Source organism: Conexibacter woesei Iso977N, assembly GCF_000424625.1.
Taxonomy (GTDB): domain Bacteria; phylum Actinomycetota; class Thermoleophilia; order Solirubrobacterales; family Solirubrobacteraceae; genus Baekduia; species Baekduia woesei_A.
Map to the genome: position 1 here is coordinate 1731057 of NZ_AUKG01000002.1, position 23577 is coordinate 1754633.

Genomic DNA, 23577 nt, shown 5'->3' on the forward strand with positions numbered 1-23577 from the left:
GCGGTCGCCCCGGTGCGTCCGCGTCAGACCAAGCTGTAGTCGTTGCCCGCCGTGCTGTAGGTCGCCGTGTAGTCCGGGAACGCGTTGCACGCCCTGGCAGAGCCGGGCAGGATCTGCAGGCCGGTCCTGTTGTAGGTGACGGTCGCGGGCGTCGCCGCGGTGCCGTCGGCCCAGAGCCCCGCGAGCTGGAGGGCGCCGCCCGCGGCGCTGACCAGGCAGGTCGTCGCCCCGCACCTCACGGCGATCTGGTTGGTCCCGAAGTTGAGCTTGAACACCCCGCCGGTCGTCCACATCCTGGCGCCGACCGGCCACGGCAGCCCGGTGGTCGTCAGGGCGCACGCGCCAAGGATCGGGTTCGAGCAGCCGCCGAACACCCACGCGTTGACGTCGGCCTCGGCCGGGTTGCCCATGACGCCGTTGACCTGGACCCTGAGCGAGATGTTCGACGCCGTGCAGGTGATCGGGCCGGGCAGCAGGTTGTCGATCCTGACCAGCGGGGCGTTCAGCCCGACCGCCGCGCCGAACGGCACCGCCGCGCCCCTCAGCTCCAGCGTGTCGGCCTGGCCCGCAGCGGGCGCCGCGGCCGCCAGGCAGAGGGCCGAGAGGAACGACAGCATCAACTTGCGTACGGTCATGGCGTTCACGCCGACCGTAGGGCGCGCGCGGCCGGCGCGCCAGAGCCGACCGGCCTAGCCGGCGCCCGGGGTGATGCGGTAGGCGTCGAAGACGCCTTCGATGTTGCGGAGGCGCTGGACGGCCTGCTTGAGGCCCTGGGTGTCCGGGACCTCGACGACGAAGCGGTTCTGGACCATTGGTGAGGAGACGATGCAGCGGGCCTCGACGATGTTGAAGCCGGCCTCGGCGAACGTGCGGGACAAGTCCTCCAACAAGCGGTGGCGGTCCCAGGCGTCGACCTGCAGCTCGACGCGGAAGGCGGTCTGGTGGTCGCCCTCCCAGTGCACTCTCACGAAGCGCTCGGGGTCCTTGCGCAAGGCCACCGTGTTCGGGCAGTCGTCGCGGTGGATCGTGATGCCGCGCCCGAGCGACACGTAGCCGACGATCGGGTCGCCGGGGACCGGACGGCAGCACTTCGCCAGCCGGACCAGGACGTCCTCGACGCCGTCGACCCGGATGCCATAGCTCCCCGCCTTGCCCGTCGGCTGGCGCCGCGTGCGGCGGGTGCTGACCAGCTCCTGCGCGGGATCGTTGTCCTCCTCGGCCGCCTCGCCCTGCTTCAGGCGCTGCATGACCTTGTTGACGACGACCTTGGCGCTGATCTTCGCGCCGCCCAAGGCGATGTAGAAGTCGTCGGCCTTGCGGAAGCCCATCTCGCGGATGACGTCGGCCAGCAGCGGCGACGACACGATCTTCTGCGGCGGCAAACCCTGCTTCTTCAGTGCCTCCTGCAGGATCTCGCGGCCGGAGTGCTCGGTGTCCTCGCGTGACTCGGCCTTGAAGAACTGCTTGATCTTGTTGCGCGCGCGCGTCGTCTTGACCAGCGACAGCCAGTCCCGCGATGGCCCGCGGTCGCGCTTGGACGTCAGGATCTCGACGATGTCGCCCGAGTTCAGCGCGTAGTTCAGCGGCACGATCCTGCCGTTGACCTTCGCGCCCACGCAGCGGTGGCCGACCTCGGTGTGGACCTCGTAGGCGAAGTCCAGCGGCGTCGCGCCCTGGGCCAGCGACTTGACCTCGCCCTTGGGCGTGAAGACGAAGACCTCCTCGTCGAAGAGGTCGACCCGCAGCGTCTCCATGAACTCCTTGGGGTCATGGAGCTCCTGCTGCCAGTCGAGCATCGAGCGCAGCCACTTGAGCTTGTCGTCGCCCTCGGGGTTGCCGCCCGTCCTCTTGCCCGGGTCCTGCTTGTACATCCAATGCGCGGCGACGCCGAACTCGGCCATGTCGTGCATGTCGCGCGTGCGGATCTGGATCTCCAGCGGCAGGCCCTCCGGCCCGATGACCGTCGTGTGCAGCGACTGGTACATGTTGAACTTCGGCATCGCGACGAAGTCCTTGAAGCGGCCGGGCAGTGGCTTCCACAGCGAGTGGATCACGCCGACCGCGCCGTAGCAGTCCTTCACCGAGTCCACGACGACGCGCATGGCGGTCAGGTCGTAGATCTCGTTGAACTCCCTGCCCTTCTTGGTCATCTTGGAGTAGATGGAGTAGAAGTGCTTGGCGCGCCCCGAGATGGTGGCCTTGATGCCCAAGGCCTCCAACTCGCTCGACAGCTCGTCGCCCGCGGACTTGACGTAGTCCTCGCGCTCCTCGCGCTGCTGGTTGACCAGGCCCTTGATCTCCTGGTACTTGCGCGGGTGCAGCGCGGCGAAGGCGAGGTCCTCCAGCTCCCACTTGATCGCGTGGATGCCCAGCCGGTGCGCGATCGGCGCGTAGATCTCGAGGGTCTCCTTGGCCTTCTCGATCTGCTTCTGCTTGGGCATCGCGTCGATCGTCCGCATGTTGTGCAGGCGGTCGGCGAGCTTGATCAGAATGACCCGGATGTCCGAGGCCATCGCGACCATCATCTTGCGGTAGTTCTCGGCCTGGGCCTCGTCGCGCGAGGTGAAGGTGATGCCGGTGAGCTTGGTGACGCCGTCGACGAGCGCTGAGACCTCCTCACCGAAGCGCTCCTGGACCTCCTCCAGCGACGCGGAGGTGTCCTCGACGGTGTCGTGCAGGAGCGCGGCGACGAGCGTCTCGGTGTCGAGCCGCATCCCGGCGCAGATCTTGGCGACGCCGACCGGGTGGTGGATGAACTCCTCGCCGGACTTGCGGCGCTGGTCGGCGTGGTGCTCGCAGGCGAACACGAACGCCTCCTCGACCCGGACGCGGTCGATCGGCAGAGCGGCCTCTTCGGCGTGCTCCTCGACGATCGCGAAGAGGTCGGAGAGCAGGCGCCGCTCGGTGGCGGTGAGGTCGGCGCGCGAGACGGCGTCGTGGCCGTCCGGATGGGCGATCAGGTCGACGGGCGTCCGGTCGCTGGCCGCGCCGTCGTCCGCCATCGGGTTCATGCCGCCCGGGCTGGTGCCTCGGTGCTCGCGCTGGTCAGCCATGCCGTCCCCTCCGCGTGGCGGCGCGCCGCGGCGACGAAGGCCGGTGAGCGCTCCAGGTCCGTGTGCTGGGCCAGCGGGACCGAGACGGTCCCGCTGTCGTCGTCGACGTCCACGAGGCCGAGCTCGGCCAGGACGGCGAGCAGGCGCCCCGCGGCGTGCGCGGGCCGGTGGCCGAGCGCGTCGGGCAGCGATCCACCGTCGCGCAGCGCGCGATACGCGCCGACGAGGGCGGGGCGAAGCGCCGTATCTCGATCCAACACATCCCGCGAATAGCGTAGCTCAGGCTCACCCCAGGCCAGATGGGCCATCCGGGTGGGATCGCCGGCGGTCAGGACCGCCTGCTGGTCGGGGTGCAGCGGTGGGTCGAGGGCCACGACGTGGTGGTAGGTGTCGGCGATCGCGGGATCGCGTTCCAGCGCGTCCCACGACGTGATCGCGAAGCCGCCCAGCCGCCCGGTCAGCTGGTGCGCGCGGGCCGGCCCGTCGGCGGCGACGACGAGGACCGACTCGCCCGTGTGGACGAGCGCCGCGATCGTCCCGGCCAGCCCGGTCCCGCGCCGGTCCCGGACCGTGCGGCCGCCGCCGGAGGCGGACCGCGCGAGGGCGCGCGCCGCGGCTGCGGCGAGGGTCGACGGCTGGGCGGAGCCGCGCGCGTCGGGGCCGGCGGCGAGCGTGGCGGAGGTGCTGGCGGTCGTCGCGCCGACCGCGACGAGGCTGCGGGACTCGGCGGCGGCGAGGACCAGCTCGGTCCACTCGGCGCTCCCGACGTCGGGCTCGCCGACCAGCTCCGGCGCTTCGGCGGCGGCGGGCAGGAGCTTGCGCAGGACGAGCCGGGGCTCGACCGCGCCCTGCCACTCGTTGAGCTCGAGGGTGAACGTCGCGTGCAGCTTCCCGTCCGCGGCGCCCTCGGGCAGCGTGCCCATCCCGAAGGCCACGGCGCGCGCCCGGATCCCGCCGGCCTCGACCGTGAAGCGGACGTGCTTGCCCTCCGACATCGGCCTCGGGTCGACCAGCCGCGCGGCCGGGACCAGCAGCGACACCGACGGGTTGCCGATGCCGAACGGCGCCAGCCGCCCCAGCTCCTCGGCCAGGCCGGTGCCCAGCTCGTCGCCGCTCACGACCGCGTCGACGCGCTCGACCGGCAACAGGTCCTCGGGGTTCAGAACGGACGCGGCGTGCGCGCAGAACGCCGCCCGGAACGCCTCCAGCTCCGAGCGCGCGATCGTGCAGCCCGCGGCGGCGCGGTGACCGCCGTGCCGGAGCAGGTGCTGGGCCGAAGCATCAAGACCACCAAGAAGGTCGAACGCCGGGATCGAGCGCCCGGACCCGGTCCCCTCCGCCTCGCCCTCGCGCAGCGCGATCATCACGACCGGCCGGTGGTGGCGCTCGGCGATCCGCGACGCGACGATCCCGATCACGCCCGCGTGCCAGCCGTCGGCCCACAGCACGTACGCGGGCTGCTCGCCGAGCTCGGCGACCTGCGCCTCGGCCTCGAAGCGGATCCGCTCCTCGACGAAGCGCCGGTCCGCGTTGGCGCGGTCCAGCTCCTCGGCGATCTCGCGCGCGGCGTCCTCGTCCTGGCAGAGCAGCAGCTCCAGCGCCGCGTCGGCGCGGTGCAGCCGGCCGGCCGCGTTGATCCGCGGCCCGAGCTTGAAGCCGAGCGCGTGCGCGTCGACCCGCGTCGGGTCGGTGCGCGAGACGCGCATCAGCGCGCGCAGGCCGATCTTCTCGGTCCGCCCCATCACGGCCAGCCCGGACCGCACCAGCCGCCGGTTCTCGCCGACCAGCGGGACGCAGTCCGCCACCGTCGCCAGGGCGACCAGGTCGAGGTCGGCCAGCGCGATCGACGCGTCGTGCCCCGCGGCGGCCAGCAGCGCGCCCGCGACCTTGTGGGCGACGCCGCCGGCGCACAGGTCCGGGCACGGGTAGCCGCAGACCGCCGGGTGCACGATCGGCGCGTCGGGCAGCCTGCCGTCGGCGCGCGGCGCGTGGTGGTCGGTGACCACGACGTCGAGCCCCAACGACACCGCCAGGGCGACCTCGTCGACCGCGGTGATCCCGCAGTCGGTCGTCACCAGCAGCTTGGTCCCGCGCGCGGCGAGCTTCTCGACCGTCGCGGCGCTCAGCCCGTAGCCGTCCTCGGCGCGCGACGGCAGGTACCAGTCGACGTCGGCGCCGACCGCACGCAGCGTCCGCACGAGGATCGCCGTGGACGTCACGCCGTCCACGTCGTAGTCGCCGTGCACGGTGATCCGCGTCCCCGCAGCGGCGTGGCGCAGCATCGCCTCGACCGCGCGCTCCAGACCGGGCCCGAACGCCGACGCCGGATGCTCGTCGCTGGCCGCCAGCCAGTCGCGCGCGTCCTCGACGGTCTCGATCCCGCGCCGGACCATCACCTGCCCGACCGGGAAGCTCATCCCGAGATCGCGCGCCAGCGACAGCGCCGCGGCGCTGTCGCACGGCGGGACGTCGAGTCGGGGCGTGAGCATCCCACCGCACGATGGCAGCGCGACCGGACGCCAAGACCGAGCGTTCCCGCACGCTCCGGAGATTTCGCCTCCGGAGCGTGTTGTAGGACTAATCCAGCTGGAGCGCCGGGATCTTGCGGCGCACGCCCTCGGCGTACACCACGGCGATCCCGATCAGCGTGCCCGGGATCGCCTCGAGCGCCTGCAGGATGTGCGTGTCGGACTCACCCGGCACGGTGAAGCCGTTGACGACCAGGCCCGAGATCACGGCCCCGATGATCGCGCCCAGGAAGGCGCCCACGATGCCACCCCAGAACCGGTCCGGGATGAAGATCGTGAAGTGCCAGAGGGCCAGGCCCATCATGATCCACGCGAACATCGCCATGGCTAACGCGGTCTCCCGTGACGCTTGTTGCGCGAGCGCCTGGGCTTGTCGCGCTTGTCATCCTTCAAGTACAGCTCGTCGGGCGAGGCGTCGGCCGCCACGTCCGGCTCGGGCTCCGGCTCGGCGTCGCGCTCCTTCTGAGCGACGCGCGTCGGCGCCGTCTCGTGCGCGATGTCCTGCACCATCTGCTGGAACTCGTTCTGCGACACGCCGCGCTCCGGGTCGTCCGGGGACGTGATCCGGCGGCTCGGGCCCTTCGGCTCCTTCGGGTCGACCGTGAGGCCGTGGCCCGCGGTCGCGTAGGCCGGGACGTGCCCGCCGCTCTCGGCCGCGATGCGTGCGCGCCGGCGGCGGTAGAGCTCCTCGCGCTCCTTCCAGTGCGTGAGCACCGGCGAGGCGATGAAGATCGACGAGTAGGCACCCGAGACCACGCCGACGAGCAGCGCGAACGCGAAGTCCTTGAGCGTGTCGCCGCCGAAGAACAGCAGCGACAGGATCGGCAGCAGGGTGCAGAACGAGGTCGCCAGGGACCGCGTCAGCACCTCGCTCATCGAGCGGTTGACGATCTGGGAGAACGCGGCTCGCGGCATGCGCGGCACGTTCTCGCGGATGCGGTCGAACACGATGATCGTGTCGTACAGCGAGTAACCGAGGATGGTCAGCAGCGCCGCGACCGTCGACGTCGTCACCTCCCGGCCGGTGAGCGAGTACACGCCTGCCGTGATCAGCAGGTCGTGCATCAGCGCTATGAGGACTGGGACGGCGAACTTCCACTCGAAGCGCAGCGCGATGTAGGCGCTGATGACCAGCAGCGACGCGATGATCGCGATCACCGCCGACTTCGCCACGGTGTTGCCGAACGTCGGGCCGACCGATTGCGACTGATACGCCCTGGGCGCGCCGAACGCCCTGGTCAGCGCGGGCTGGACCTCGGAGATCTGCCTCGGGTCGGACTCACCCAGCGTGATCTGGATGCCGTCGCCCTTGAGCTCCTTGTCGCCCCTGACCTTCTGGACCTCGGGGTTCCTGAAGCCCGCCCTCTGCAGGACGTCGGAGACCTTGTTCTCCGTCGGCGTCTGCACGAACGCCGCCTTGACGCGGGTGCCCGACTGGAAGTCGATGCCGAAGTTCAGGCCCTTGCCGCCGATCGCCAGCGCGCCGATCAGCAGGATCACGCCGGAGAAGGAGAAGAACCACTTCGACGCGCCCATGAAGTCCTGGGTCCACCTGCGCCTCTGCTCGCCGGCGCCGAGCGCCGACGGGTGCGTGATGAAGCGCGAGCGCTGCATCTGGCCGAGGACCGCCTGGGTCGCGAGGACCGCGGTGAACAGCGAGGTCAGGGTGCCGATGCCGAGGGTGAACGCGAAGCCCTTGACCCCGGCCGTGGCCAGGATGAAGAGGATGAAGGCCACCATGAAGGTGACGACGTTCGCGTCGATGATCGCCGCGATGCCCTTCTTGTAGCCCTGGGCGATGCCCGCCGCGACGGATCGACCGCCGCGGATCTCCTCTTTGACGCGTTCGAAGATGACGATGTTCGCGTCTGCCGCGACGCCGATCGTGAGGATCAGGCCCGCGATGCCCGGCAGCGTCATCGTGATCGGGATCAGCTTGATCAGCGCGAACAGGTAGATCGCGTAGATGATCAGCGCGCCGACCGCGATGATGCCGAGCACGCGGTAGAAGAGCAGCAGGAACAGCGCGACGACGACGAAGCCGACGATGCCGGCGACCAGGCCCTGGTGCAGCGCCTGCTGGCCGAGGGTCGCGGACACCTGCGACTGCGAGATCAGCTCGAGGTGGATCGGCAGCGCGCCGGTCTTGAGCAGGTTCGCGAGGCTCTGGGCGGTCTTGATCGTGAAGCCGCCGGAGATCTCGGAGCCGTTGGAGCCGTCGATGCCGTCCGGGTTCTCGCGCGGATCGATGAACGGGACCGAGATGAGCTTGTTGTCGAGGACGATCGCGAAGTGGTTGGCGACCTGCTGGGGGTCGACGCCCGGCAGCAGGTTCGCGGTGCCGCGCTGGGCGATCTCGCGCGTCGTCTTCTGCCACTTCTTGCGGCCCGAGCTCGTGAAGTCGAACGTGACCGTCGGCGCGCCGGTGGTCGAGTTGGTGTTCTGCTCCGGGTTCTTGATGTCCGTGCCGCGCAGGGACGGGAGGTCCTGGAGGATGAAGTAGGAGTCGCTGGCCGCCGCGACCTGCCTGGGGTCGGTGGCGTCCGACTGGGACTGGACGACGACGTAGCCCTCGGGGACCTCGACGTAGGAGGTCGGCCTCTTGCTCGCGTTGGTGCACGCGTCCCGGGCGGCCTTCTCGGTGTTCTGCGGGCCGCAGAGGACCGTCCTGGCCTTGTCGTCGACGCCGTACCAGGTGCCGGACGTCGTGTTCAGCGGGTTGTCCTGCGGCTTGAGCCTGGACGCCTGCTTGACCGCGTCGTACTGGGACTGCGAGGCGCCGGAGCCGGGCGTGCCCGCGACCGAGCCGCCGGTGACGTTCGCGTCGGCCGGGGCGGTCTTGCCGTCCGGGCCGACGACGTTCTTCTCCCAGTCGTAGAACGCCAGCTGGGCGGTCGTGCCCACCTGCGACTGCGCGTCGTCGGCGTTCTTGACGTCCGGGAGCGAGACCTCGATCTGGTTGTTGCCCGACCGCTGGATCTCCGGCTCGGCGACGCCGAGGTTGTCGATCCGGTCCCGCATGATGTCCATGGTCCGCTGGATCGAGTCCGTGGTGACCTTGGAGTACTTGGTCGGCTGGGCCTCGTAGACGAGCGACACCCCGCCCTTGAGGTCGAGGCCCTGGCGCGTCGGCTTGGACAGCGGCGACCCGGGGATGATGACCGCGAGCGCGGCCACCAGGAGGGCGGCCACGATGGCGAGGATGATGAGATTGCGGCGGCGATCAGTCATGCGAAGCGGACGGCAGCGTACTGCTCGGAGAGGGACATGGCGTGTAGGGACCTAGCCGGACTGTCAGCAGCCCGGCGTCTACTTGTCCGGCGTGAGGACGAGCAGCATGCCCCCGTCGTCATCGTACGCCGGGAAGAGGTCAGCGGTCGCCTGGGCGGGTAGGTCGCCCTCGGCGTTGACCTGGACGGGTTGCTTGAGCTTGCGCACACCCCACTCCAGGACGGTGCCGACGGGGTCGTCCCCGTTGGCGAAGTCGAGGCCGAGGACGTCGTTGACCGGACGGCCGATGACCTTCTCGTCGTCCAGGCCGGTCAGCTCGAAGGACCCGCGACCGCATGCGATCACGTTGCCCTGCTGGTCGCACGCGAAGAACGCGGCGTCCGGCGCGGGGTAGTAGTCGTCGAGCAACTCGAACAGGAACCCGAAGCCGCACTTGGCGCAGCCACGGGCCTCGCGGCGGAAGCCGGCGTTGCGTTCGGTCTCGGTCGTGCGGTTGCCGCAGTTGGGGCAGATGAAGAGATGAGCCATCGTTTCGGTCAGCAAGGGTATCCGGACGGCCTTTCGGGCACGTGAAGGCGCGGTTCGAGTCCGCGACGGGTGGACGTTCGGCGTGCTCGTTGCAGTGTTGGACCGCCCGGTCTGGTAAACCGCCGGGCCGATGGAAGGCGCGCGCCCACCACATGACCCCGAGGTGCCGCTGGGCGACGCCGCGATCGCGACGGAGATCGCGCAGGCGGCGGCCCGCGGGCGCGGCGCCGATCGCGCCCCGACGCTCGAGCAGCTGCTCGCCGCGTTCGGCGAGAGCGCGCCGACCGACGCCGCGCGGCGCCGTGTCAGCGCTGCGCTGCGCGTGGCCGGGATGGGCGTCCGCCCGGACGTGCTGACGGCCGACCCGGGCCAGCGGCTGCTGCTGCTGCCGCCGGGCACGTCGGCCGGGAGGTCGCGCGGGCGCGGGCTGCTGGGGCTCGTGGGCGTCGCGGCGGTGCTGATCGCCGCGGCGGCGGGCGCGTCGCTGCTGGACAGGGGCGGCAAGCCGCAGACGGCGGACTCGCTGCCGGAGGGCACGACGCCGTCGTCGGTCGTCCCGCCGAGCACGTCGGCGCCGGCGACGACGCCGGCGGTGACGGACACGACGCCTGCCGAGACGGATACGACGGCGACCGACACCACCGCCACGTCGACCACGCCGTCGGACGCCGACGCGGAGGCCGCTGCGGCGGCGAGGGCGAGGCGGCAGCGCGCCGCGCGGGCCAGGCGCAGGCGCGAGCAGGAGGCGGCGGCTGCGGCTGCGGCCAGGCAGCGCAGGGCCGCGGCGTCCAGGCAGGTGACGGTGCGCGTCGACGCGACCGGCCGGCCGACGTTCCTGTGCGTGGACGACGGCAAGGGCAACGACCTGTTCAGCGGGACGCTGTCGGGCAAGAAGGTCTTCCGCGGCAGGCGCATCCGCATGAACATCGGGCTGGCCTCGACGGTGATCACCGTCAACGGCAACCCGGTCCGGCTCAACGGCTCACCGGACGGCCTCGACATCACCCGCGCCGGCGGCGCCAAGACGCTGCCGCTCGGGCAACGCCCCTGCGGCTGAGGGCGGCGCGCGCTCATCGCGGCGCGACCGGGCGCAGCACGGCGCGGTGGCGCTGGCCGGCTGAAGTTGTAGGCATGGACTTGGTCGCCGCCACGGCGACGACCGCTGTGGCCGCACCGGCGCCCGCGGCGGTCGCGTAGGCGGCGGCGTGGTGGTGGTCGAGGGTCAGCGTCGCGCCGTCGGCCGAGGCCGCGTGCAGCGCGATCCCGGTCGGGACCAGCAGCGCCGCGATCACGGTCATCAGGCCGAAGCGGCGGCGTGTGCGTGACGCGTGGCGGCGGTGCTCGCGGCGCTCGGCGGCGTGCATCGCGGCGGCGACGTCCTCGGTCAGCTTGGCCAGCGCCGGGAAGTCCTCAGCGGGCATCGGGCACCTCCTCCATCACCTTGATCGCTTCTCCCAGCGCGCGCAGCCCACGGGACACGCGGGCCCGGGCGGTCTGCGCGCTGATGCCCAGGCGCGTGGCCAGCTCGTCGTACTCGAGCTCGTCGACCACACGGAGGCGGACGGCCTCCTGCTGGTCCTGCGGAAGTTGTTGTAGCTCTTGGGCGAGGACCGGGCGCAGCGCTTCGAGCCCCGCGAGGTCCTCGACGCGCCGCCGCTCGTCCTCCCCCATCACCGGCCGGTCGACGCCGAGCCGGTCCAACGCTCGGCGCTCGGCGCCACGGCGGCGGTAGGTGTGGTTCAGCTGCGTGCGGACGATCGCGAACAGCCAGGCGACGGCCTCGTCACGGGTGCCGCCGCGGAACCTGGAGCGCCGCTCGAACGCGACCGCGAACGCCTCGCCGACGACGTCGAGCGCCAGCTCGGCATCGAACGTGCGCCTGGTGGCGAACGCCAGCAACCGAGGCCCCTCGGCCTCGAACAGCTCTCCCAGCGCTGTGGCATCGAGCTTCATCCGTCTCCTGAGACCCACAACCCTCGCACCCTGTGACGAAGACCCGATTAAGGGATCCGCACCGGTGTCAGAAGAGGCCGGGTTCGGCGTCGGTGGGGAGTTCGAGGCCGAGGTGGGCGAAGGCGCGGGTGGTGGCGACGCGGCCGCGGGGTGTGCGCTTGAGGAAGCCGCATTGCAGGAGGTAGGGCTCGTAGACGTCTTCGATCGTGTCCTGCTCCTCGGACACGGTGATCGCGAGCGTGGAGAGGCCGACGGGGCCGCCGGAGAACTTGGTGCAGATGGCGTCGAGGATCTCGCGGTCGAGGCGATCGAGGCCGAGGTCGTCGATCTCCAGAAGCCTCAGCGCCGCGTTGGCGGACGCGGCGTCCACGACGCCGGCGCCGCGGACCTCGGCGAAGTCGCGGACGCGCTTGAGCAGCCGGTTGGCGACGCGCGGCGTGCCGCGGGAGCGGCGGGCGATCGCGGCCGCGCCGCCCTCGTCGATCGCGCAGCCGAGGATGTGCGCGCTGCGGTGGATGATCGCCGCCAGCTCGGGACCGGCGTAGGGCTCCAGGCGGTGCTGGATGCCGAACCGATCACGGAGCGGTGTGGTGAGCAACCCTGCGCGGGTCGTCGCGCCGACGAGCGTGAACGGCGGCAGCGGCACGTCCATGACGCGAGCACCGGCACCCTGACCGACGGTGATCGGGAGCTTGCGGTCCTCCATCGCGGGATAGAAGGTCTCCTCCAGCGCGCGGCTCAACCGGTGGATCTCGTCCACGAAGAAGATCGAGCGCGGCTCCAGGGCGCCGAGGAACGCGGCGATGTCGGCCTTGCGCTCCAGCGCCGGGCCAGCGGTCTGGACGAACGGGACCTCCAGCTCGGCCGCCAGGATCTGCGCCAGCGACGTCTTGCCGAGACCCGGAGGGCCGGCGAGCAGCACGTGGTCGAGCGCCTCGCCGCGCAGCCGCGCGGCCTCCAGCGACACCGCCAGCTGGTCCTTCAGCGGGTCCTGCCCGACGAAGTCGGCGAGCGTCCTGGGCCGCAGCGAGCGATCGAGGTCGTCCTCGAACACCTCGTCGGGCGTCTGGATCCGCAGGCCGCTCATGCGCGCGCCGCCCGCAGCGCCTGCTGCAGCAGGTCCTCAGGCGTGTCGCCGGACGTGTCGCGCAGCAGCGCCTCGGCCTCCTCGAGCGAGAAGCCGAGCTCGACGAGCCCGTCGCGCGCCAGCGTCCGCGGGTCGTCGGCGCGCGTGGCGGTGATCTCGCCGGACGCGTCGACCACGACGTCCGACGCCGTCCCGACCTTCTCGCGCAGCTCGACGATGATCCGCTCCGCCGTGCGCTTGCCGATCCCGGGGACGGCCGTCAGGCGCTTGACGTCGCCCGCCGCGACGCTGGCGATCAGCTCGCGCGGCGAGCCGCCGCTGAGCACCGCCTGCGCCATCTTCGGCCCGACGCTCTGCACGCCGATCAGCAGCAGGAACAGGTCCCGCTCCTCCTCGGTCGCGAAGCCGTACAGCGACAGCGCGTCCTCGCGCACGACGAGGTGCGTCAGCAGCGAGACCGACTCCCCCGCCGCCGGGACCTGGCGCAGCGTCTCGGCGGACACGGCGAGCCGGTACCCGACCCCGGACGCGGTCTCGATCACGACGTGATCCGGACGGCGGACGTAGACCTCACCGGCAACGAGCGCGATCATCGCGAAGCGGCCTCCTGCAGCACGGCCGCCAGCGGCGCGTGGTTGGCGTGGCAGACGCCGACGGCCAGCGCGTCGGTCGCGTGGTCGGGCAGCGACTGCCCTTCCGGAAGACGGAGCAGCGAGACCACCATGCGCGCGACCTGCTCCTTCTGCGCGCGGCCGGTCCCGCACACGGCCTGCTTGACCTGCTGCGGCGTGTAGGACGCGCACGGGATCCCGCGGCGCCCGGCGGCGAGCATCACGACCCCGCGCGCCTGGCCGACCGCGAACGCGCTCCTGGCGTTCTGGCCGAAGAAGAGGTCCTCCAAGGCGACCGCCTCGGGCCGCCACTGGTCCAGCAGCGCCTCGACCTCGGCGAAGATCGTCGCCAGCCGCGCCTCCAGCGCCACACCCGCGCGCGTCGTGACGACGCCGCCGTCCAGCGCCGCGAAGCGCATGCCGCGACGCTCCACCACGCCGTAGCCGGTGTTGGCCAAACCAGGATCGATGCCGAGGACGGGACTCACTGAGTCAGGCATTCTGCATGTCGGGTCGGATGTCCTGCGAACGCGCGTTCGGATCGGCACAACACGCGTCCACGTACGTGACGCACCGCACAACCACCCGCCCCGCCAAGCCGATCCCGGACGCAAGATGTTCAGCGAAAGCCGCCGCCTCCGTGACGAGCTGCGCACGACCCACGCACGCATCGCCGTGCTGGAGGCCGAGCGCAACGACTACCTGCGCAAGGACCGCCGTGCCGGCGTCCTGACGCTCGACGCCTTCCGGGAGGCGGCCGCCGCCGCCCTGCGCGGGACTCAGCGCCGTGGCGAGGCCGCCGCGCTCGTCCTGGTCGACATCGACGGCTTCCGCGCGCTCAACGGCCGCCGCGGCGCCGCCGCCGGCGACGAGGCGCTCGCCGCGGTCGCCCAGCGCCTGCGCGAGCTCGTGCGCGGCGGCGACGTCGTCGGCCGCACCGGCGCCGACGAGCTGGCGGTCGTCATGCCCGGCGCCAACCTCGCCGGCGCGCGCGGCGTCGCCGAGCGGCTCGTCGCGGTCCTGGAGCAGGTCGGCCCCGTGACGGTCAGCGCCGGCATCGCGGTCGACTCCGGCACCGGCCAGCTCGACGGCCTGATGGCCGACGCCTCGGCGATCCTGGAGCGCGCCCGGATCGCCGGCGGCAACCGCGTCGGCGCGCCCGGCCGCCAGCCCACCGTCGAGCCGAGCCGCGGCGCGATCGGCGCCCTGGCGCTGGCGCTGTCCGAGCGCGACCGCGGGACCGGCCAGCACGCGGAGCAGGTCGTCGCCCTTGCCGGCGCGGTCGCCCGCCGCCTCAACCTCGACGCCGAGGAGGTCGAGCGGATCGCCGCCGCCGCGCTCCTGCACGACATCGGCAAGGTCGCGGTCCCGGACTCGATCCTCTCCAAGCCCGGACCGCTCAACGACGAGGAGTGGTCGGTCATGCGCGGCCACTCGGCCGTCGGCGAGAAGATCCTGCGCGCGGTCCCCGGCCTCGGCCCGGTCGCCCGCATGGTCCGTCACGGCCACGAGAGCTGGGACGGCAGCGGCTACCCGGACGGCCTCAGCGGCCACGACATCCCGCTCGGCTCCCGGATCGTCCTGGCCTGCGACGCCTACGACGCGATGACCTCGACGCGCCCCTACCGCGACGCGATGTCCCACGAGGACGCGGTCGCCGAGCTGGCGGCCAAGTCCGGCACGCAGTTCGACCCGCAGGTCGTCGGCGCGCTGCTCGGCTACCTCGAGGACCGCCGCCCCGTGGACTACGCGGCGCGCCGCAGCGCCGCCGCCGCAGCAGCGGCGCGCTAGGCGCGCCTACGCCAGCCGGGCCATCCCGCCCCACACCACGTCCATCACGCGGTCCACGAGCACGGATCGCGGGACGTCGGTGTGGTCGGCCCACCAGTTCGCCAGCGCCTGGCAGGCGCCCGACGTCAGCTGCGCGTACATCTCGATCGCCTGGCGGTCATCGCCCTCGCCCGCCGGGACCAGCGCGACGATCGCGCCCGTCGCCTGCGCCTGGAGCCGGTCGATCAGCGGCGCCAGCTCCGGGTCGGCCGAGTCGCGGAACAGCGCTTGCCACGCCTCGCGGCGCTCCTCGACCCAGCCGAAGAAGACGTCCACGCCCGCGCGCAGCCGCGCCTCCCCCACCAACCCCGCCGCCGCGTTGACGGTGAAGCGCCGCGCCAGCTCCTCGGCGTGCTCCTGGATCAGCATCTCGTGCAGTTGCTGCTTGGACTCGAAGTGCTCGTAGATGAGCGCCTTCGAGGTCCCGGACGCCTTGGCGATGTCGTCCAGCGAGGACCCGTGGTAGCCCCGCTGCGCGAACACCTCCTGGGCGGCGGCGAGGATGCGCTCGCGCCGTTCGGCGGCGCTCAGACGACGGCGTGGCGGCTGGCGTTCGGAAGTCACGCCACGGAACACTAGGCTGCCCGGCGTGGACTTCGCGGCCGAGGGGTTCTTCGACGGGTTGCAGGGCGCGGCGCTCGAGGAGCGCCGGGCGTTGTTGGAGTGGTTGGTCGCCGAGGGCTTCGGCGACGACCAGCTGCGCCGCGCGCACCGCCGCGGGCTGCTCGTGTTCCTCGCCGCCGAGCGCGAGGTCGGCGGCGTCCCGAAGTACACGACGACCGAGGTCGCGCAGATGGCCAACGTCGACCCGGAGCTGCTGAAGGCGCTACGCCGCGCCCACGGGCTGCCGCTGCCGGAGGCCGACGCGGTCGAGTTCACCGACGTCGACCTCGCGTCCGCCGAGACCGCGCGGCAGTTCAGCGACCTCGGCCTCACGCAGGAGCAGATGGTCGCCACGACCCGCGTGCTCGGCCGCTCGCTCTCGACCGCCGCCGAGGCGATGCGCGCGGTGACGCTGGAGACCGTCCTGGAGCCCGGGACGACCGAGCTGGAGCTGGCCCAGCGCTACGCCGCGCAGGTCCACGCGATCCTGCCGCTCGCCGGCCCGATGATCCTGCAGATGCTCTCCCAGCACCTGCGCAACATGGTGCAGTCGGAGATGGTCGGCGCCGCCGAGCGCCTCACCGGCCAGCTGCCGGGCGCGCGCGACCAGGCGGTCGCGTTCGCCGACCTCGTCGGCTTCACCCGCCTCGGCGAGGAGATCGCGCCGGAGGACCTCGGCAGCGTCGCCGAGCGGCTGTTCTCGATCACGCGCGAGGTCGTCGAGCCGCCGGTCCGGCTGGTCAAGACGATCGGCGACGCCGTCCTGCTGACCGCTCCGGAACCCGACGCGCTCGTGCAGACCGCGCTGGCGCTGCTGGACGCCAGCGACGCCGAGTCCCAGCGCAGCGCGTTCCCGCAGGTCCGGGTCGGCCTCGCCTACGGGCCGACGGTCGCCCGCGGCGGCGACGTGTTCGGCCGCGCCGTGAACCTCGCCAGCCGCGTGACGACGATCGCCCGCGCCGGCTCCGTGCTCGCGACGCGCGACGTGCGCGACGCGGCGCGCGGCGACTACGCCTGGTCCTCGGCCGGCGCGCGCCGGATCAAGGGGCTGCCGGAGCCGGTGCCGCTGTACCGGGCACGACCGCTCCACGCGGAAGGTCTCTGACCGCTCGCACGCTGAGGCAGAGCGCCGCCGCGGCGATCCCGCAGACGCTCATCAGCGTCAGCGTCAGGTGGATCCCGATCGCGTCGGCGACCGGCGGCGCCAGCAGCATCCCGATCGGCATCATCCCCGCGCTGGCCGCGTAGTCGTAGGACGACACGCGCGAGAGCTTGCCCTCCGGGATGTGCTCCTGCAGCGACGTCTCCCAGAGCGTGAAGAACGTGCTGACGCCGATCGCGGCGAAGAACTCGACGCACGCGATCAGGACGATCGACAGGCCGGAGCCGATGATCACCGCCTGGCAGGAGGCGAGCGCCAGCGCCGCGGCGCCGGCGCGCAGCGCGTACTTCGGGTGCCACCTGAGCAGCAGGACGTCGGCGACGATCGAACCCGCGCCGAACGCCGCCGTGACGATCGCCCACGACGTCGCGCCGCTGTACTCGTCGCGCATCAGGACCGGGCCGAGCACGAAGATCGAGGGCAGCACGATCATGTGGTAGACGAGCACCGCCAGCAGGAACGTCCAGACCCACCTGCGCGCCCGCACCTCGGTCCAGCCGCCGCGCAGGTCGGCGCCGAACGGCTCCGGGTCGCCGCGCTCGACGGTCCGCGGCCTCAGGAACAGCAGGCACGCGACGGACACCCCGAACGTCCCGGCGTCGGCCAGCAGCGCGCCGCCCTCGCCGACTGTCGCGACCAGCGCGGCGCCGAGCGCCGGCCCGACGAGCGAGCCGGTCGAGAACGTCATCCCGCGCAGCGCGTTGGCCGGCTGGATGTAGTGCGGCTGGGTGATCGTCAGCGGCAGCAGCCCGCTGAAGGCGGGCGAGAAGAACGAGTCGGCCGCGCCGAACACGGCGGTCAGCGCCGCCAGGTGCCAGACCTGCGCGTGGCCGGAGACGAGCAGCAGCCCCGCCGTCAGCTGGACCAGGAGCCGTACGAGATCGGAAGCGATCAGGATCCGCTTGCGTTCGACGCGGTCGGCGAGCACCCCGCCGATCAGCCCGAGCAGGATGAACGGCACGGTCCCGGACGCGGCGACGATCCCGACGTCGGCGACGCTGCCGCCGATCGACAGCACCGCGAACGGCAGGACGATCTGCGTGATGCGGTCGCCGACGATCGACAGCGCCTGCCCGAGGAACAGCAGCCGGAACTGGCGCTCCTCGCGCAGAACCGCCGGGATCATGGAACCACCGGCGCCGCGGAGGCGCTACGAGGCCGCCATGAGGCGCTCCAGCACCTCGGCGTCGACGTCGAAGTTCGCGTGGACCGCGTCGACGTCGTCGTAGTCCTCGAGGTTGTCGATCAGCCGCAGCAGCCTCGCCGCGGTGTCCTCGTCGACCGGGACGAGCACCTTCGGCCGCTGGATGACCTCGGCGTTCTGGACCTCGATGCCGGCCTCGTCCAGCGCCGCACGCACCGCGGTCAGGTCCGACGGCTCGGTGACGATCTCGTAGACGTCGTCGTCGAGCGAGATGTCCTCGGCGCCGGCGTCGATCGCGACCATCAGGTCGTCCTCGGTGTACTTCTCGCCGTCGACCGCGATGACGCCCTTCTTGTCGAAGTTGTAGGCCACGCTCCCCGGCTCGCCCAGCGACCCGCCACCCTTGGACAGCGCGTGGCGGACGTCCGCGCCGGTCCGGTTGCGGTTGTCGGTGACGGCCTCGATCAGCAGCGCCACGCCGCCCGGGCCGTAGCCCTCGTACATGACGTTCTCGAGCGCCGCGGCGTCGGCGCCGGCGCCCGTGCCCTTGGCGATCGCCCGCTCGATGTTGTCCTTGGGCATCGAGGCGTCCTTGGCCTTCTGGACCGCGAGCGCCAGCGACGGGTTGCCGTCGATGTCGCCCCCGCCCTCCTTGGCCGCGACCGTCACCGCGCGCGCGAGCTTGGTGAAGAGCTTGCCGCGCTTGGAGTCGACGATCGCCTTCTTGTGCTTGATCGAGGCCCACTTGGAATGTCCGGACATACGCCCTGCATTCTAGGCAGTGCGTCCGTCCTGGCACGTTGGCAGTTGCAGAGCGACGCTCACCGGCCGACTACATGGTCAGGACTGGGGGTCGTACGCCCTCGTCCAGGGGATGAGAACCACTTTGGCCAGCTCGCGCGCCACACCGCCGTCGTCACGCCTCTCGGGCCGGAGCGCCCGCGTGTTCAACCTGCTGACCGGTGCCGCGATCGCGCTCGGCCTCGCCGATCTCGCGATCCTGGCGGGCGTCCGGCTGGCGTCGCCGGCGGTCGGGACGATCGCGCTGCCGTTGGCCACCGGCGCGATCGCCGGCGGCCTGGCCGCGATCCGCCTCGGCGCCTCGAGGGGGGACCGCAGGCTCTGGGTCCTGCTGTTCGCCGGGCTCGCGCTGTCGTTCGCGGGCGGTGTCGTGAGCGCCGCGACCGGCAACCACGTCGACCACACCGGCGTGGCGGACATCCTCTGGCTCGCCGCCTACCCGCCGTGGTACGCGGCGCTGATCGTGATCTCGCGCCACTACCTCGGCGGCGCGCACAGGTCGTTCTGGCTCGACGGGCTGCTGATCGGCCTTGCCTCGGCGACCTACGTCGCGGCGCTGTTCCTGAAGGACCTGGTCGGGCTCTCGCAGACGACGCTGATCGTCACCGTCGCCTACCCGGCGGCCGACCTCGCGCTGCTCGGGATCCTCTTCGGCACGCTGCTGATGATCGGCCGGCCCTCGCCCCAGGGCCTGGTCCTGGCCGGCGGCCTGCTGTTCACGCTGGCCTCCGACACGCTGCGGACCGTCGCGCTGAGCGGCGGGCACACGCACGCGACGGGCGCGATGTCGTGCGCCTGGGCGCTGGGGCTGCTGGGCCTGGCGAGCGCGTCGTGGGCGCGCCCCGCGCCGGGCCGCGTGCTGCCGGTCGGCGGCTGGTGGGAGCTGACGTCGCCTGCGTGCATCGCGTCGCTGGCGTGCGGGATCCTGGTCGCGGGCCACTGGGTCGTGCTGCCGGACGCCGCGGTCGTCCTGGCCGCCGCGACGTTCGCCTGCGCGCTGGCGCGGCTGGTCTGGACGCTGCGCGAGGTGCGCTCGCTGGCGCTGCACCGCCGCGAGGCGCTGACCGACGACCTCACCGGCCTGCCCAACCGCCGCGCGCTGTTCCGGGAGCTGGAGGTGCTGACCGCCGCGGGCGAGTCGTCCTCGCGCCACTTCGCGCTGCTGCAGCTGGACCTCGACGGCTTCAAGGAGCTCAACGACACTCTCGGCCACCACGCCGGCGACGACCTGCTGATCGCGGTCTCGCGGCGGCTGGAGGCCGTCTGCCCGGGCACGCTGGCGCGGCTCGGCGGCGACGAGTTCGCCGCGATCGTGCCGGACGGATCCGACGCGTCGGTGGTCGCCGCCGCCGTCGGCGAGGCGCTGCACACGCCGATCGACATCGAGGGCGTGGGCGTCGCGGTGAACGCGAGCGTCGGCATCGCGCACTTCCCGCAGGACGCGCACGACTCGCGCGAGCTGGCGCGGCGCGCCGACGTCGCGATGTACGACGCCAAGCGCCTGGGCACCGTCGTCGCGGGCTACACGGCCGAGCACGACGAGCACTCGCTGGATCGCCTGGCGCTGGCCGGCGACCTGCGCAACGCCTTCGACCGCGACGAGCTGTGGCTGGCCTTCCAGCCGCAGGTCGACATCGCGACCGGCCGGATCTCGGGCGCCGAGGCGCTGATCCGCTGGCGCCATCCGTCGCGCGGCGAGATCCCGCCGGGCGTGCTGCTGCCGATCGCCGAGCGCACCGGCCTGATGCCGCAGCTGACGCTGTGGGTCCTGGAGCGCGCGATCGCGCAGGCGGCGCAGTGGCGGCGGGCCGGGCTCGACATCCGCATCGGGGTGAACGTCAGCGCGATCGTGCTGGTCGACGCCACGCTGCCGGACCGGATCGCCTCGACGCTGGCGTCGCACGCGCTGACGCCGGAGAACCTGTGCGTCGAGGTCACCGAGGACGCGGTCATGGCCGACACGTCCCGGGCGATCGCGATCCTGGACCGGATCAAGAAGTCCGGCGTGGAGATCTCGGTCGACGACTTCGGGACCGGGCAGTCGTCCCTGGAGCAGCTCAAGAACGTGCCGGCCGACGAGCTGAAGCTGGATCGCTCGTTCGTGCTGGGGATGGTCGACGACCCGCAGGACGCGGCGATCGTCGGCTCGGTCGTGGGGCTGGGACGCGCCTTGGGGTTGCGGGTCGTCGCCGAGGGCGTCGAGACGCCCCAGGTCTGGCAGCGCCTGGCCGACCTCGGCTGCGACGTCGCCCAGGGCTTCGGCCTGGCCCGCCCGATGCCCGCCGCGCAGTTCGAGCGCTGGGCCCGCGAGCCGAGCGACCGCGCCCGCCTGCTCGTGCCGGATCTGCACACGTCGCGCTCGTCCTGGCGCCCGCGGGCGCGTTCGCGCGACCGCGTCGCCTAGGCGCGGCTACGAGTACACGGGCGCGCACGTAGGGCCCGGCGGGCCGATATTCGCCCCCCCTCGCGCTTGTTCAGGCGCGGCCGAGGGTCGCCGTTGCGCGGAGGCCGCCGAAGCGGTCGGAGTCGCTGAGCTTCAGCGTGCCGCCGTGGCGGTGGGCCTGGGCGGCGGCGATCGCGAGGCCGAGGCCGGAGCCGGGGCCGCGGGCCGAGCTGGCGCGGCCGAAGCGGGTCAGGGCGAGGTCGCGTTCGTGCGCGGGGATGCCGGGGCCGTCGTCCTCGACGTCGAGCCGGTGGTCTCCGACGGTGACGACGACGTGCGGGCCGCCGTGGCGGGCGGCGTTCTCGACCAGGTTGTCCAACAACGCGCGGAGGCCGTCGGGATCGCCGACGTAGGGCGCGGTGTGGCCGGGCGCGTCGAGGTCGATCGTCGTCTCCGGATGGCGGCGGCGGGCGGCGGTGACAGCGGCGTCGGCGAAGTCGACCAGGTCGAGTCCTTCGACCTGCTGCGGCGGGCCGCTGCTGCCGCGGGCGAGCGCCTGGAGCTGTTCGACGAGCGTCCCGATCCGCATCAGCTCGGCGTCGGCGGCGTCGAGCGCCTCGCGGTCCCCGGCGCGGGCCGCGGCGAGGTTGACCGACAGGCTCGTCAGCGGCGTGCGCAGCTCGTGCCCGGCGTCGGCGGCGAAGGCGCGCGCGGCCTCCAGCGCGGCGGCGCGGTCGGCGTGCGCGCGCTCCAGGCGGGCGAGCATCGCGTTGAGGTCGGCGCCGAGCTCGTCGACCTCGGCGACGCCCGCGTCGGCGGGCACGCGCGCCGTGGCGTCGCCGGTCCCGGTGCCGACCGTGCGCGCGGCGGTGCGCAGGCGGTCGAGGGGGCGCAGCGCTGCGCGGGTGAGCGTGCGGGCCAGGAGCGCCGAACCGGCGAGCGCGATCAAGGCCACCAGGAACACGATCCGGCCCAGGCGCGCCGCGCGGTCGCGCAGCGGTTGCAGCCGCGCGGCGGCCTGGAGCGTGCGGCCGCCCGCGATCGTGCGTGACACCACGCGCCAGTCCTGGCCGCCGGCGTGGACGGTCTCGGGGTGCTCCTGCGCGCCCGCGGCGTCCGGGAAGTCGTCCGGGACCGCGGCGCCGCCGTGCTGGACCGTGACGCCGTTGCCGGCGACGACGCGGACGAATCGGTCCTCGTCCGGGCCGACGGCCGCCCCCTGCGTCCCGCGGACGGCGAGCAGCGCGGGCTTGGCGCGGCGGTCGACGACGCGCTTGAGGTCGCCGTCGAGCGTCGTGCGGTCGGTCCTCGCGGCGATCACGACGACGGCCACGCCCGCGACCGCGAGGCAGATCGCGACCGCCGCGACGGCCGCCAGCGCGACGCGGGCGCTCAGGCTCGACGGTCTCACGGCTCGGCCCGCAGGACGAAGCCGACGCCGCGGACGGTCTGGATCAGCCGCGGCTCGCCCTCGGCCTCGAGCTTGCGGCGCAGGTAGCCGACGAACACGTCCACCACGTTGCCCTCGACGGCGAAGTCGTAGCCCCAGACCTGCTGGAGCAGCTGCTCGCGCGACAGGACGATCCCGGTGTGGCGGGCCAGCGCCTCCAGGAGGTCGAACTCGCGGCGGGTCAGGTCGATCGCCCGCGCGCCGCGCCGCGCCGTGCGGTCCGCGAGGACGACCGTGAGGTCGCCGGCGACGAGGTCGTCCGGGCACTCGGTGGCGGGCGTGGCCGCGGCCGCGTGCTCCTCGGCCGCCCGGCGCAGCAGCGCGCGCAGCCGCGCGACCAGCTCGGCGAACGCGAACGGCTTGACGAGGTAGTCGTCGGCGCCGGCCTGCAGGCCCGCGACGCGGTCGTCGACCTCGTCGCGCGCGCTGAGGATCAGGATCGGCACGCGGTCGCCGCCGGCGCGCAGGCGCGCGCAGACCGCGCGGCCGTTGAGGTCGGGCATCGCGACGTCGAGGACGATCGCGTCGGGCGCGAACGCCGCCGCCTCGCGCAGACCGGAGCGGCCGCCGTCGGCCGTGCGCACGGCGAAGCCCTCGCCGCGCAGCGCGCGGTCGAGGGCCTCGCGGATCGCGGCGTCGTCGTCGACGACGAGGACGCGCGGCGACGACGGGCTCATGGCCTCCAACCTACTTGTGATGGGCCTTGCGCTGGGCCTCCAGAGCGCTGAGCACCTTGGCGCGGTCGAGGTGCAGCTCGCCCGCCAGCGCGGTCGCGCGCTTGTTCATGCGCTTGGTCGCATTGGCCTTGGGGCGCTTGACCTTCTTGGCCGCGGCGCCCCGGCGCGCGGGCAGGTTGGTCCGGTCGCAGGTCAGCGGGGCGACACGGCAGGCCATGATCGCGGTGCGCTCGTCGGCGGTCAGCGTGCCCTTGCTGACGCGTTGATCCAGGCGGTCCTTCAGCAGCGCGCCCTGCGCCGCCTGGAGCTGGTTGTCGGACACTCCGAGGCGCTGGGCCAGCTCGGCGCGCCGAGCGTCGATCTTGGCGCGCTTCTGCCCCATCGTCTGCGGCGGCTTCCTGCTCGGCGTCGCCGCGGCAACGCCCGTGTAGGCAACGGCGCCGCCGGCAAGGAGCGCCGACGCGGTCGCGGTGGCCAGGGTCTTGGTGAACGGCATGCCTGTCAGGCTGCCCGCCCTTCTTGTGGCCTCTATGAGA

At 72.7% G+C, this 23577-nt stretch carries 21 protein-coding genes; 4 read left to right on the forward strand and 17 right to left on the reverse strand.

What is annotated here, in order from left to right; genetic code table 11:
- Window positions 1-23 precede the first annotated feature (23 nt).
- The 6 genes from H030_RS0120750 to H030_RS0120775 form a co-directional block, all read right to left on the reverse strand.
- On the reverse strand, window positions 24-635 hold the full coding sequence (locus H030_RS0120750) for a hypothetical protein (protein ID WP_027007519.1): 612 nt from the start codon (window positions 633-635) through the stop codon (window positions 24-26).
- A gap of 54 nt (window positions 636-689) precedes the next feature.
- The gene (locus tag H030_RS33990; RefSeq protein WP_231398492.1) at window positions 690-3053 is read right to left on the reverse strand and encodes a RelA/SpoT family protein; all 2364 of its coding nucleotides are present in this window, start codon (window positions 3051-3053) and stop codon (window positions 690-692) included.
- Window positions 3008-5542, reverse strand: a complete 2535-nt coding sequence (gene recJ / locus H030_RS33995; RefSeq protein WP_051223275.1) for a single-stranded-DNA-specific exonuclease RecJ — start codon at window positions 5540-5542, stop codon at window positions 3008-3010. The genes H030_RS33990 and recJ overlap by 46 nt, the downstream gene beginning before the upstream one ends.
- Window positions 5543-5630: 88 nt before the next feature.
- Window positions 5631-5906 carry a hypothetical protein gene (locus H030_RS0120765; protein WP_027007520.1) on the reverse strand — a complete coding sequence of 92 codons (276 nt, stop codon included), beginning with the start codon at window positions 5904-5906 and terminating at the stop codon, window positions 5631-5633.
- Between the two features lie 2 nt (window positions 5907-5908).
- The gene (locus H030_RS0120770; RefSeq protein ID WP_027007521.1) at window positions 5909-8773 is read right to left on the reverse strand and encodes a protein translocase subunit SecDF; all 2865 of its coding nucleotides are present in this window, start codon (window positions 8771-8773) and stop codon (window positions 5909-5911) included.
- Window positions 8774-8890: 117 nt separating this feature from the next.
- A complete protein-coding gene (locus tag H030_RS0120775) occupies window positions 8891-9340 on the reverse strand; it encodes a hypothetical protein (RefSeq protein ID WP_027007522.1) in 450 nt (149 codons plus the stop codon).
- A gap of 130 nt (window positions 9341-9470) precedes the next feature.
- Here H030_RS0120775 and H030_RS0120780 point away from each other — a divergent pair, with 130 nt between their 5' ends.
- Entirely contained in the window at window positions 9471-10397 is a 927-nt protein-coding gene (locus H030_RS0120780) for a hypothetical protein (protein ID WP_155892174.1), read from the forward strand.
- 13 nt (window positions 10398-10410) lie between these two features.
- On the opposite strand, the gene H030_RS0120785 is transcribed toward H030_RS0120780, so the two are convergent.
- The 5 genes from H030_RS0120785 to ruvC all read right to left on the reverse strand — a co-directional run bounded on the left by H030_RS0120785 (window position 10411) and on the right by ruvC (window position 13479).
- Entirely contained in the window at window positions 10411-10761 is a 351-nt protein-coding gene (locus H030_RS0120785) for a hypothetical protein (protein ID WP_027007524.1), read from the reverse strand.
- Entirely contained in the window at window positions 10751-11293 is a 543-nt protein-coding gene (locus H030_RS34000; protein ID WP_051223277.1) for an RNA polymerase sigma factor, read from the reverse strand. Before H030_RS34000 ends, H030_RS0120785 begins: the two co-directional genes overlap by 11 nt.
- Window positions 11294-11360: 67 nt before the next feature.
- Window positions 11361-12380, reverse strand: a complete 1020-nt coding sequence (ruvB, locus tag H030_RS0120795; RefSeq protein ID WP_027007525.1) for a Holliday junction branch migration DNA helicase RuvB — start codon at window positions 12378-12380, stop codon at window positions 11361-11363.
- Window positions 12377-12973, reverse strand: a complete 597-nt coding sequence (gene ruvA, locus H030_RS0120800; RefSeq protein ID WP_027007526.1) for a Holliday junction branch migration protein RuvA — start codon at window positions 12971-12973, stop codon at window positions 12377-12379. The genes ruvB and ruvA overlap by 4 nt, the downstream gene beginning before the upstream one ends.
- Window positions 12970-13479, reverse strand: coding sequence for a crossover junction endodeoxyribonuclease RuvC (gene ruvC, locus H030_RS0120805; RefSeq protein ID WP_231398493.1), 510 nt, complete (start codon window positions 13477-13479; stop codon window positions 12970-12972). The genes ruvA and ruvC overlap by 4 nt, the downstream gene beginning before the upstream one ends.
- A gap of 127 nt (window positions 13480-13606) precedes the next feature.
- On the opposite strand from ruvC, the gene H030_RS0120810 reads away from it, so the two are divergent.
- The gene (locus tag H030_RS0120810; protein WP_027007528.1) at window positions 13607-14782 is read left to right on the forward strand and encodes an HD-GYP domain-containing protein; all 1176 of its coding nucleotides are present in this window, start codon (window positions 13607-13609) and stop codon (window positions 14780-14782) included.
- 6 nt (window positions 14783-14788) lie between these two features.
- On the opposite strand, the gene H030_RS0120815 is transcribed toward H030_RS0120810, so the two are convergent.
- Window positions 14789-15385 (reverse strand): TetR/AcrR family transcriptional regulator, encoded by a 597-nt coding sequence (locus tag H030_RS0120815; protein WP_196809208.1) that lies wholly within the window; start codon window positions 15383-15385, stop codon window positions 14789-14791.
- A 25-nt stretch (window positions 15386-15410) separates the two neighbouring features.
- Here H030_RS0120815 and H030_RS34005 point away from each other — a divergent pair, with 25 nt between their 5' ends.
- Entirely contained in the window at window positions 15411-16529 is a 1119-nt protein-coding gene (locus tag H030_RS34005) for an adenylate/guanylate cyclase domain-containing protein (protein WP_035128050.1), read from the forward strand.
- Here the strand turns inward: H030_RS34005 and H030_RS34010 are convergent.
- Together H030_RS34010 and H030_RS0120830 are read right to left on the reverse strand one after the other, a co-directional pair.
- Entirely contained in the window at window positions 16465-17712 is a 1248-nt protein-coding gene (locus H030_RS34010) for an MFS transporter (protein ID WP_051223279.1), read from the reverse strand. The genes H030_RS34005 and H030_RS34010 overlap by 65 nt on opposite strands.
- Before the next feature lie 24 nt (window positions 17713-17736).
- The gene (locus H030_RS0120830; protein ID WP_027007530.1) at window positions 17737-18492 is read right to left on the reverse strand and encodes a YebC/PmpR family DNA-binding transcriptional regulator; all 756 of its coding nucleotides are present in this window, start codon (window positions 18490-18492) and stop codon (window positions 17737-17739) included.
- A gap of 112 nt (window positions 18493-18604) precedes the next feature.
- Between H030_RS0120830 and H030_RS34015 the strand changes: the two genes are divergently transcribed.
- The gene (locus tag H030_RS34015; protein WP_155892175.1) at window positions 18605-20935 is read left to right on the forward strand and encodes a putative bifunctional diguanylate cyclase/phosphodiesterase; all 2331 of its coding nucleotides are present in this window, start codon (window positions 18605-18607) and stop codon (window positions 20933-20935) included.
- A 70-nt stretch (window positions 20936-21005) separates the two neighbouring features.
- On the opposite strand, the gene H030_RS37640 is transcribed toward H030_RS34015, so the two are convergent.
- Genes H030_RS37640 through H030_RS0120850 form a run of 3 tightly spaced genes read right to left on the reverse strand, consistent with a single transcriptional unit; the run spans window position 21006 to window position 23537 of the window.
- Window positions 21006-22325, reverse strand: a complete 1320-nt coding sequence (locus H030_RS37640; RefSeq protein WP_027007531.1) for a sensor histidine kinase — start codon at window positions 22323-22325, stop codon at window positions 21006-21008.
- The gene (locus tag H030_RS0120845; protein WP_027007532.1) at window positions 22322-23041 is read right to left on the reverse strand and encodes a response regulator transcription factor; all 720 of its coding nucleotides are present in this window, start codon (window positions 23039-23041) and stop codon (window positions 22322-22324) included. Before H030_RS0120845 ends, H030_RS37640 begins: the two co-directional genes overlap by 4 nt.
- Window positions 23042-23051: 10 nt before the next feature.
- A complete protein-coding gene (locus tag H030_RS0120850) occupies window positions 23052-23537 on the reverse strand; it encodes a hypothetical protein (protein WP_027007533.1) in 486 nt (161 codons plus the stop codon).
- Window positions 23538-23577: the final 40 nt, after the last annotated feature.

What these genes read in the sequence shown, in the direction of transcription:
- ruvA (WP_027007526.1), bottom strand. Translation starts at nt 12,973, where the DNA reads ATGATCGCGCTCGTTGCCGGTGAGGTCTACGTCCGCCGTCCGGATCAC.
- H030_RS34015 (WP_155892175.1), top strand. Translation starts at nt 18,605, where the DNA reads ATGAGAACCACTTTGGCCAGCTCGCGCGCCACACCGCCGTCGTCACGC.
- H030_RS34010 (WP_051223279.1), bottom strand. Translation starts at nt 17,712, where the DNA reads ATGATCCCGGCGGTTCTGCGCGAGGAGCGCCAGTTCCGGCTGCTGTTC.
- H030_RS33990 (WP_231398492.1), bottom strand. Translation starts at nt 3,053, where the DNA reads ATGGCTGACCAGCGCGAGCACCGAGGCACCAGCCCGGGCGGCATGAAC.
- ruvB (WP_027007525.1), bottom strand. Translation starts at nt 12,380, where the DNA reads ATGAGCGGCCTGCGGATCCAGACGCCCGACGAGGTGTTCGAGGACGAC.
- H030_RS0120810 (WP_027007528.1), top strand. Translation starts at nt 13,607, where the DNA reads ATGTTCAGCGAAAGCCGCCGCCTCCGTGACGAGCTGCGCACGACCCAC.
- H030_RS0120845 (WP_027007532.1), bottom strand. Translation starts at nt 23,041, where the DNA reads ATGAGCCCGTCGTCGCCGCGCGTCCTCGTCGTCGACGACGACGCCGCG.
- H030_RS0120775 (WP_027007522.1), bottom strand. Translation starts at nt 9,340, where the DNA reads ATGGCTCATCTCTTCATCTGCCCCAACTGCGGCAACCGCACGACCGAG.
- H030_RS34000 (WP_051223277.1), bottom strand. Translation starts at nt 11,293, where the DNA reads ATGAAGCTCGATGCCACAGCGCTGGGAGAGCTGTTCGAGGCCGAGGGG.
- H030_RS0120780 (WP_155892174.1), top strand. Translation starts at nt 9,471, where the DNA reads ATGGAAGGCGCGCGCCCACCACATGACCCCGAGGTGCCGCTGGGCGAC.
- H030_RS0120765 (WP_027007520.1), bottom strand. Translation starts at nt 5,906, where the DNA reads ATGGCGATGTTCGCGTGGATCATGATGGGCCTGGCCCTCTGGCACTTC.
- recJ (WP_051223275.1), bottom strand. Translation starts at nt 5,542, where the DNA reads ATGCTCACGCCCCGACTCGACGTCCCGCCGTGCGACAGCGCCGCGGCG.
- H030_RS0120785 (WP_027007524.1), bottom strand. Translation starts at nt 10,761, where the DNA reads ATGCCCGCTGAGGACTTCCCGGCGCTGGCCAAGCTGACCGAGGACGTC.
- H030_RS0120830 (WP_027007530.1), bottom strand. Translation starts at nt 18,492, where the DNA reads ATGTCCGGACATTCCAAGTGGGCCTCGATCAAGCACAAGAAGGCGATC.
- H030_RS0120750 (WP_027007519.1), bottom strand. Translation starts at nt 635, where the DNA reads ATGACCGTACGCAAGTTGATGCTGTCGTTCCTCTCGGCCCTCTGCCTG.
- H030_RS0120850 (WP_027007533.1), bottom strand. Translation starts at nt 23,537, where the DNA reads ATGCCGTTCACCAAGACCCTGGCCACCGCGACCGCGTCGGCGCTCCTT.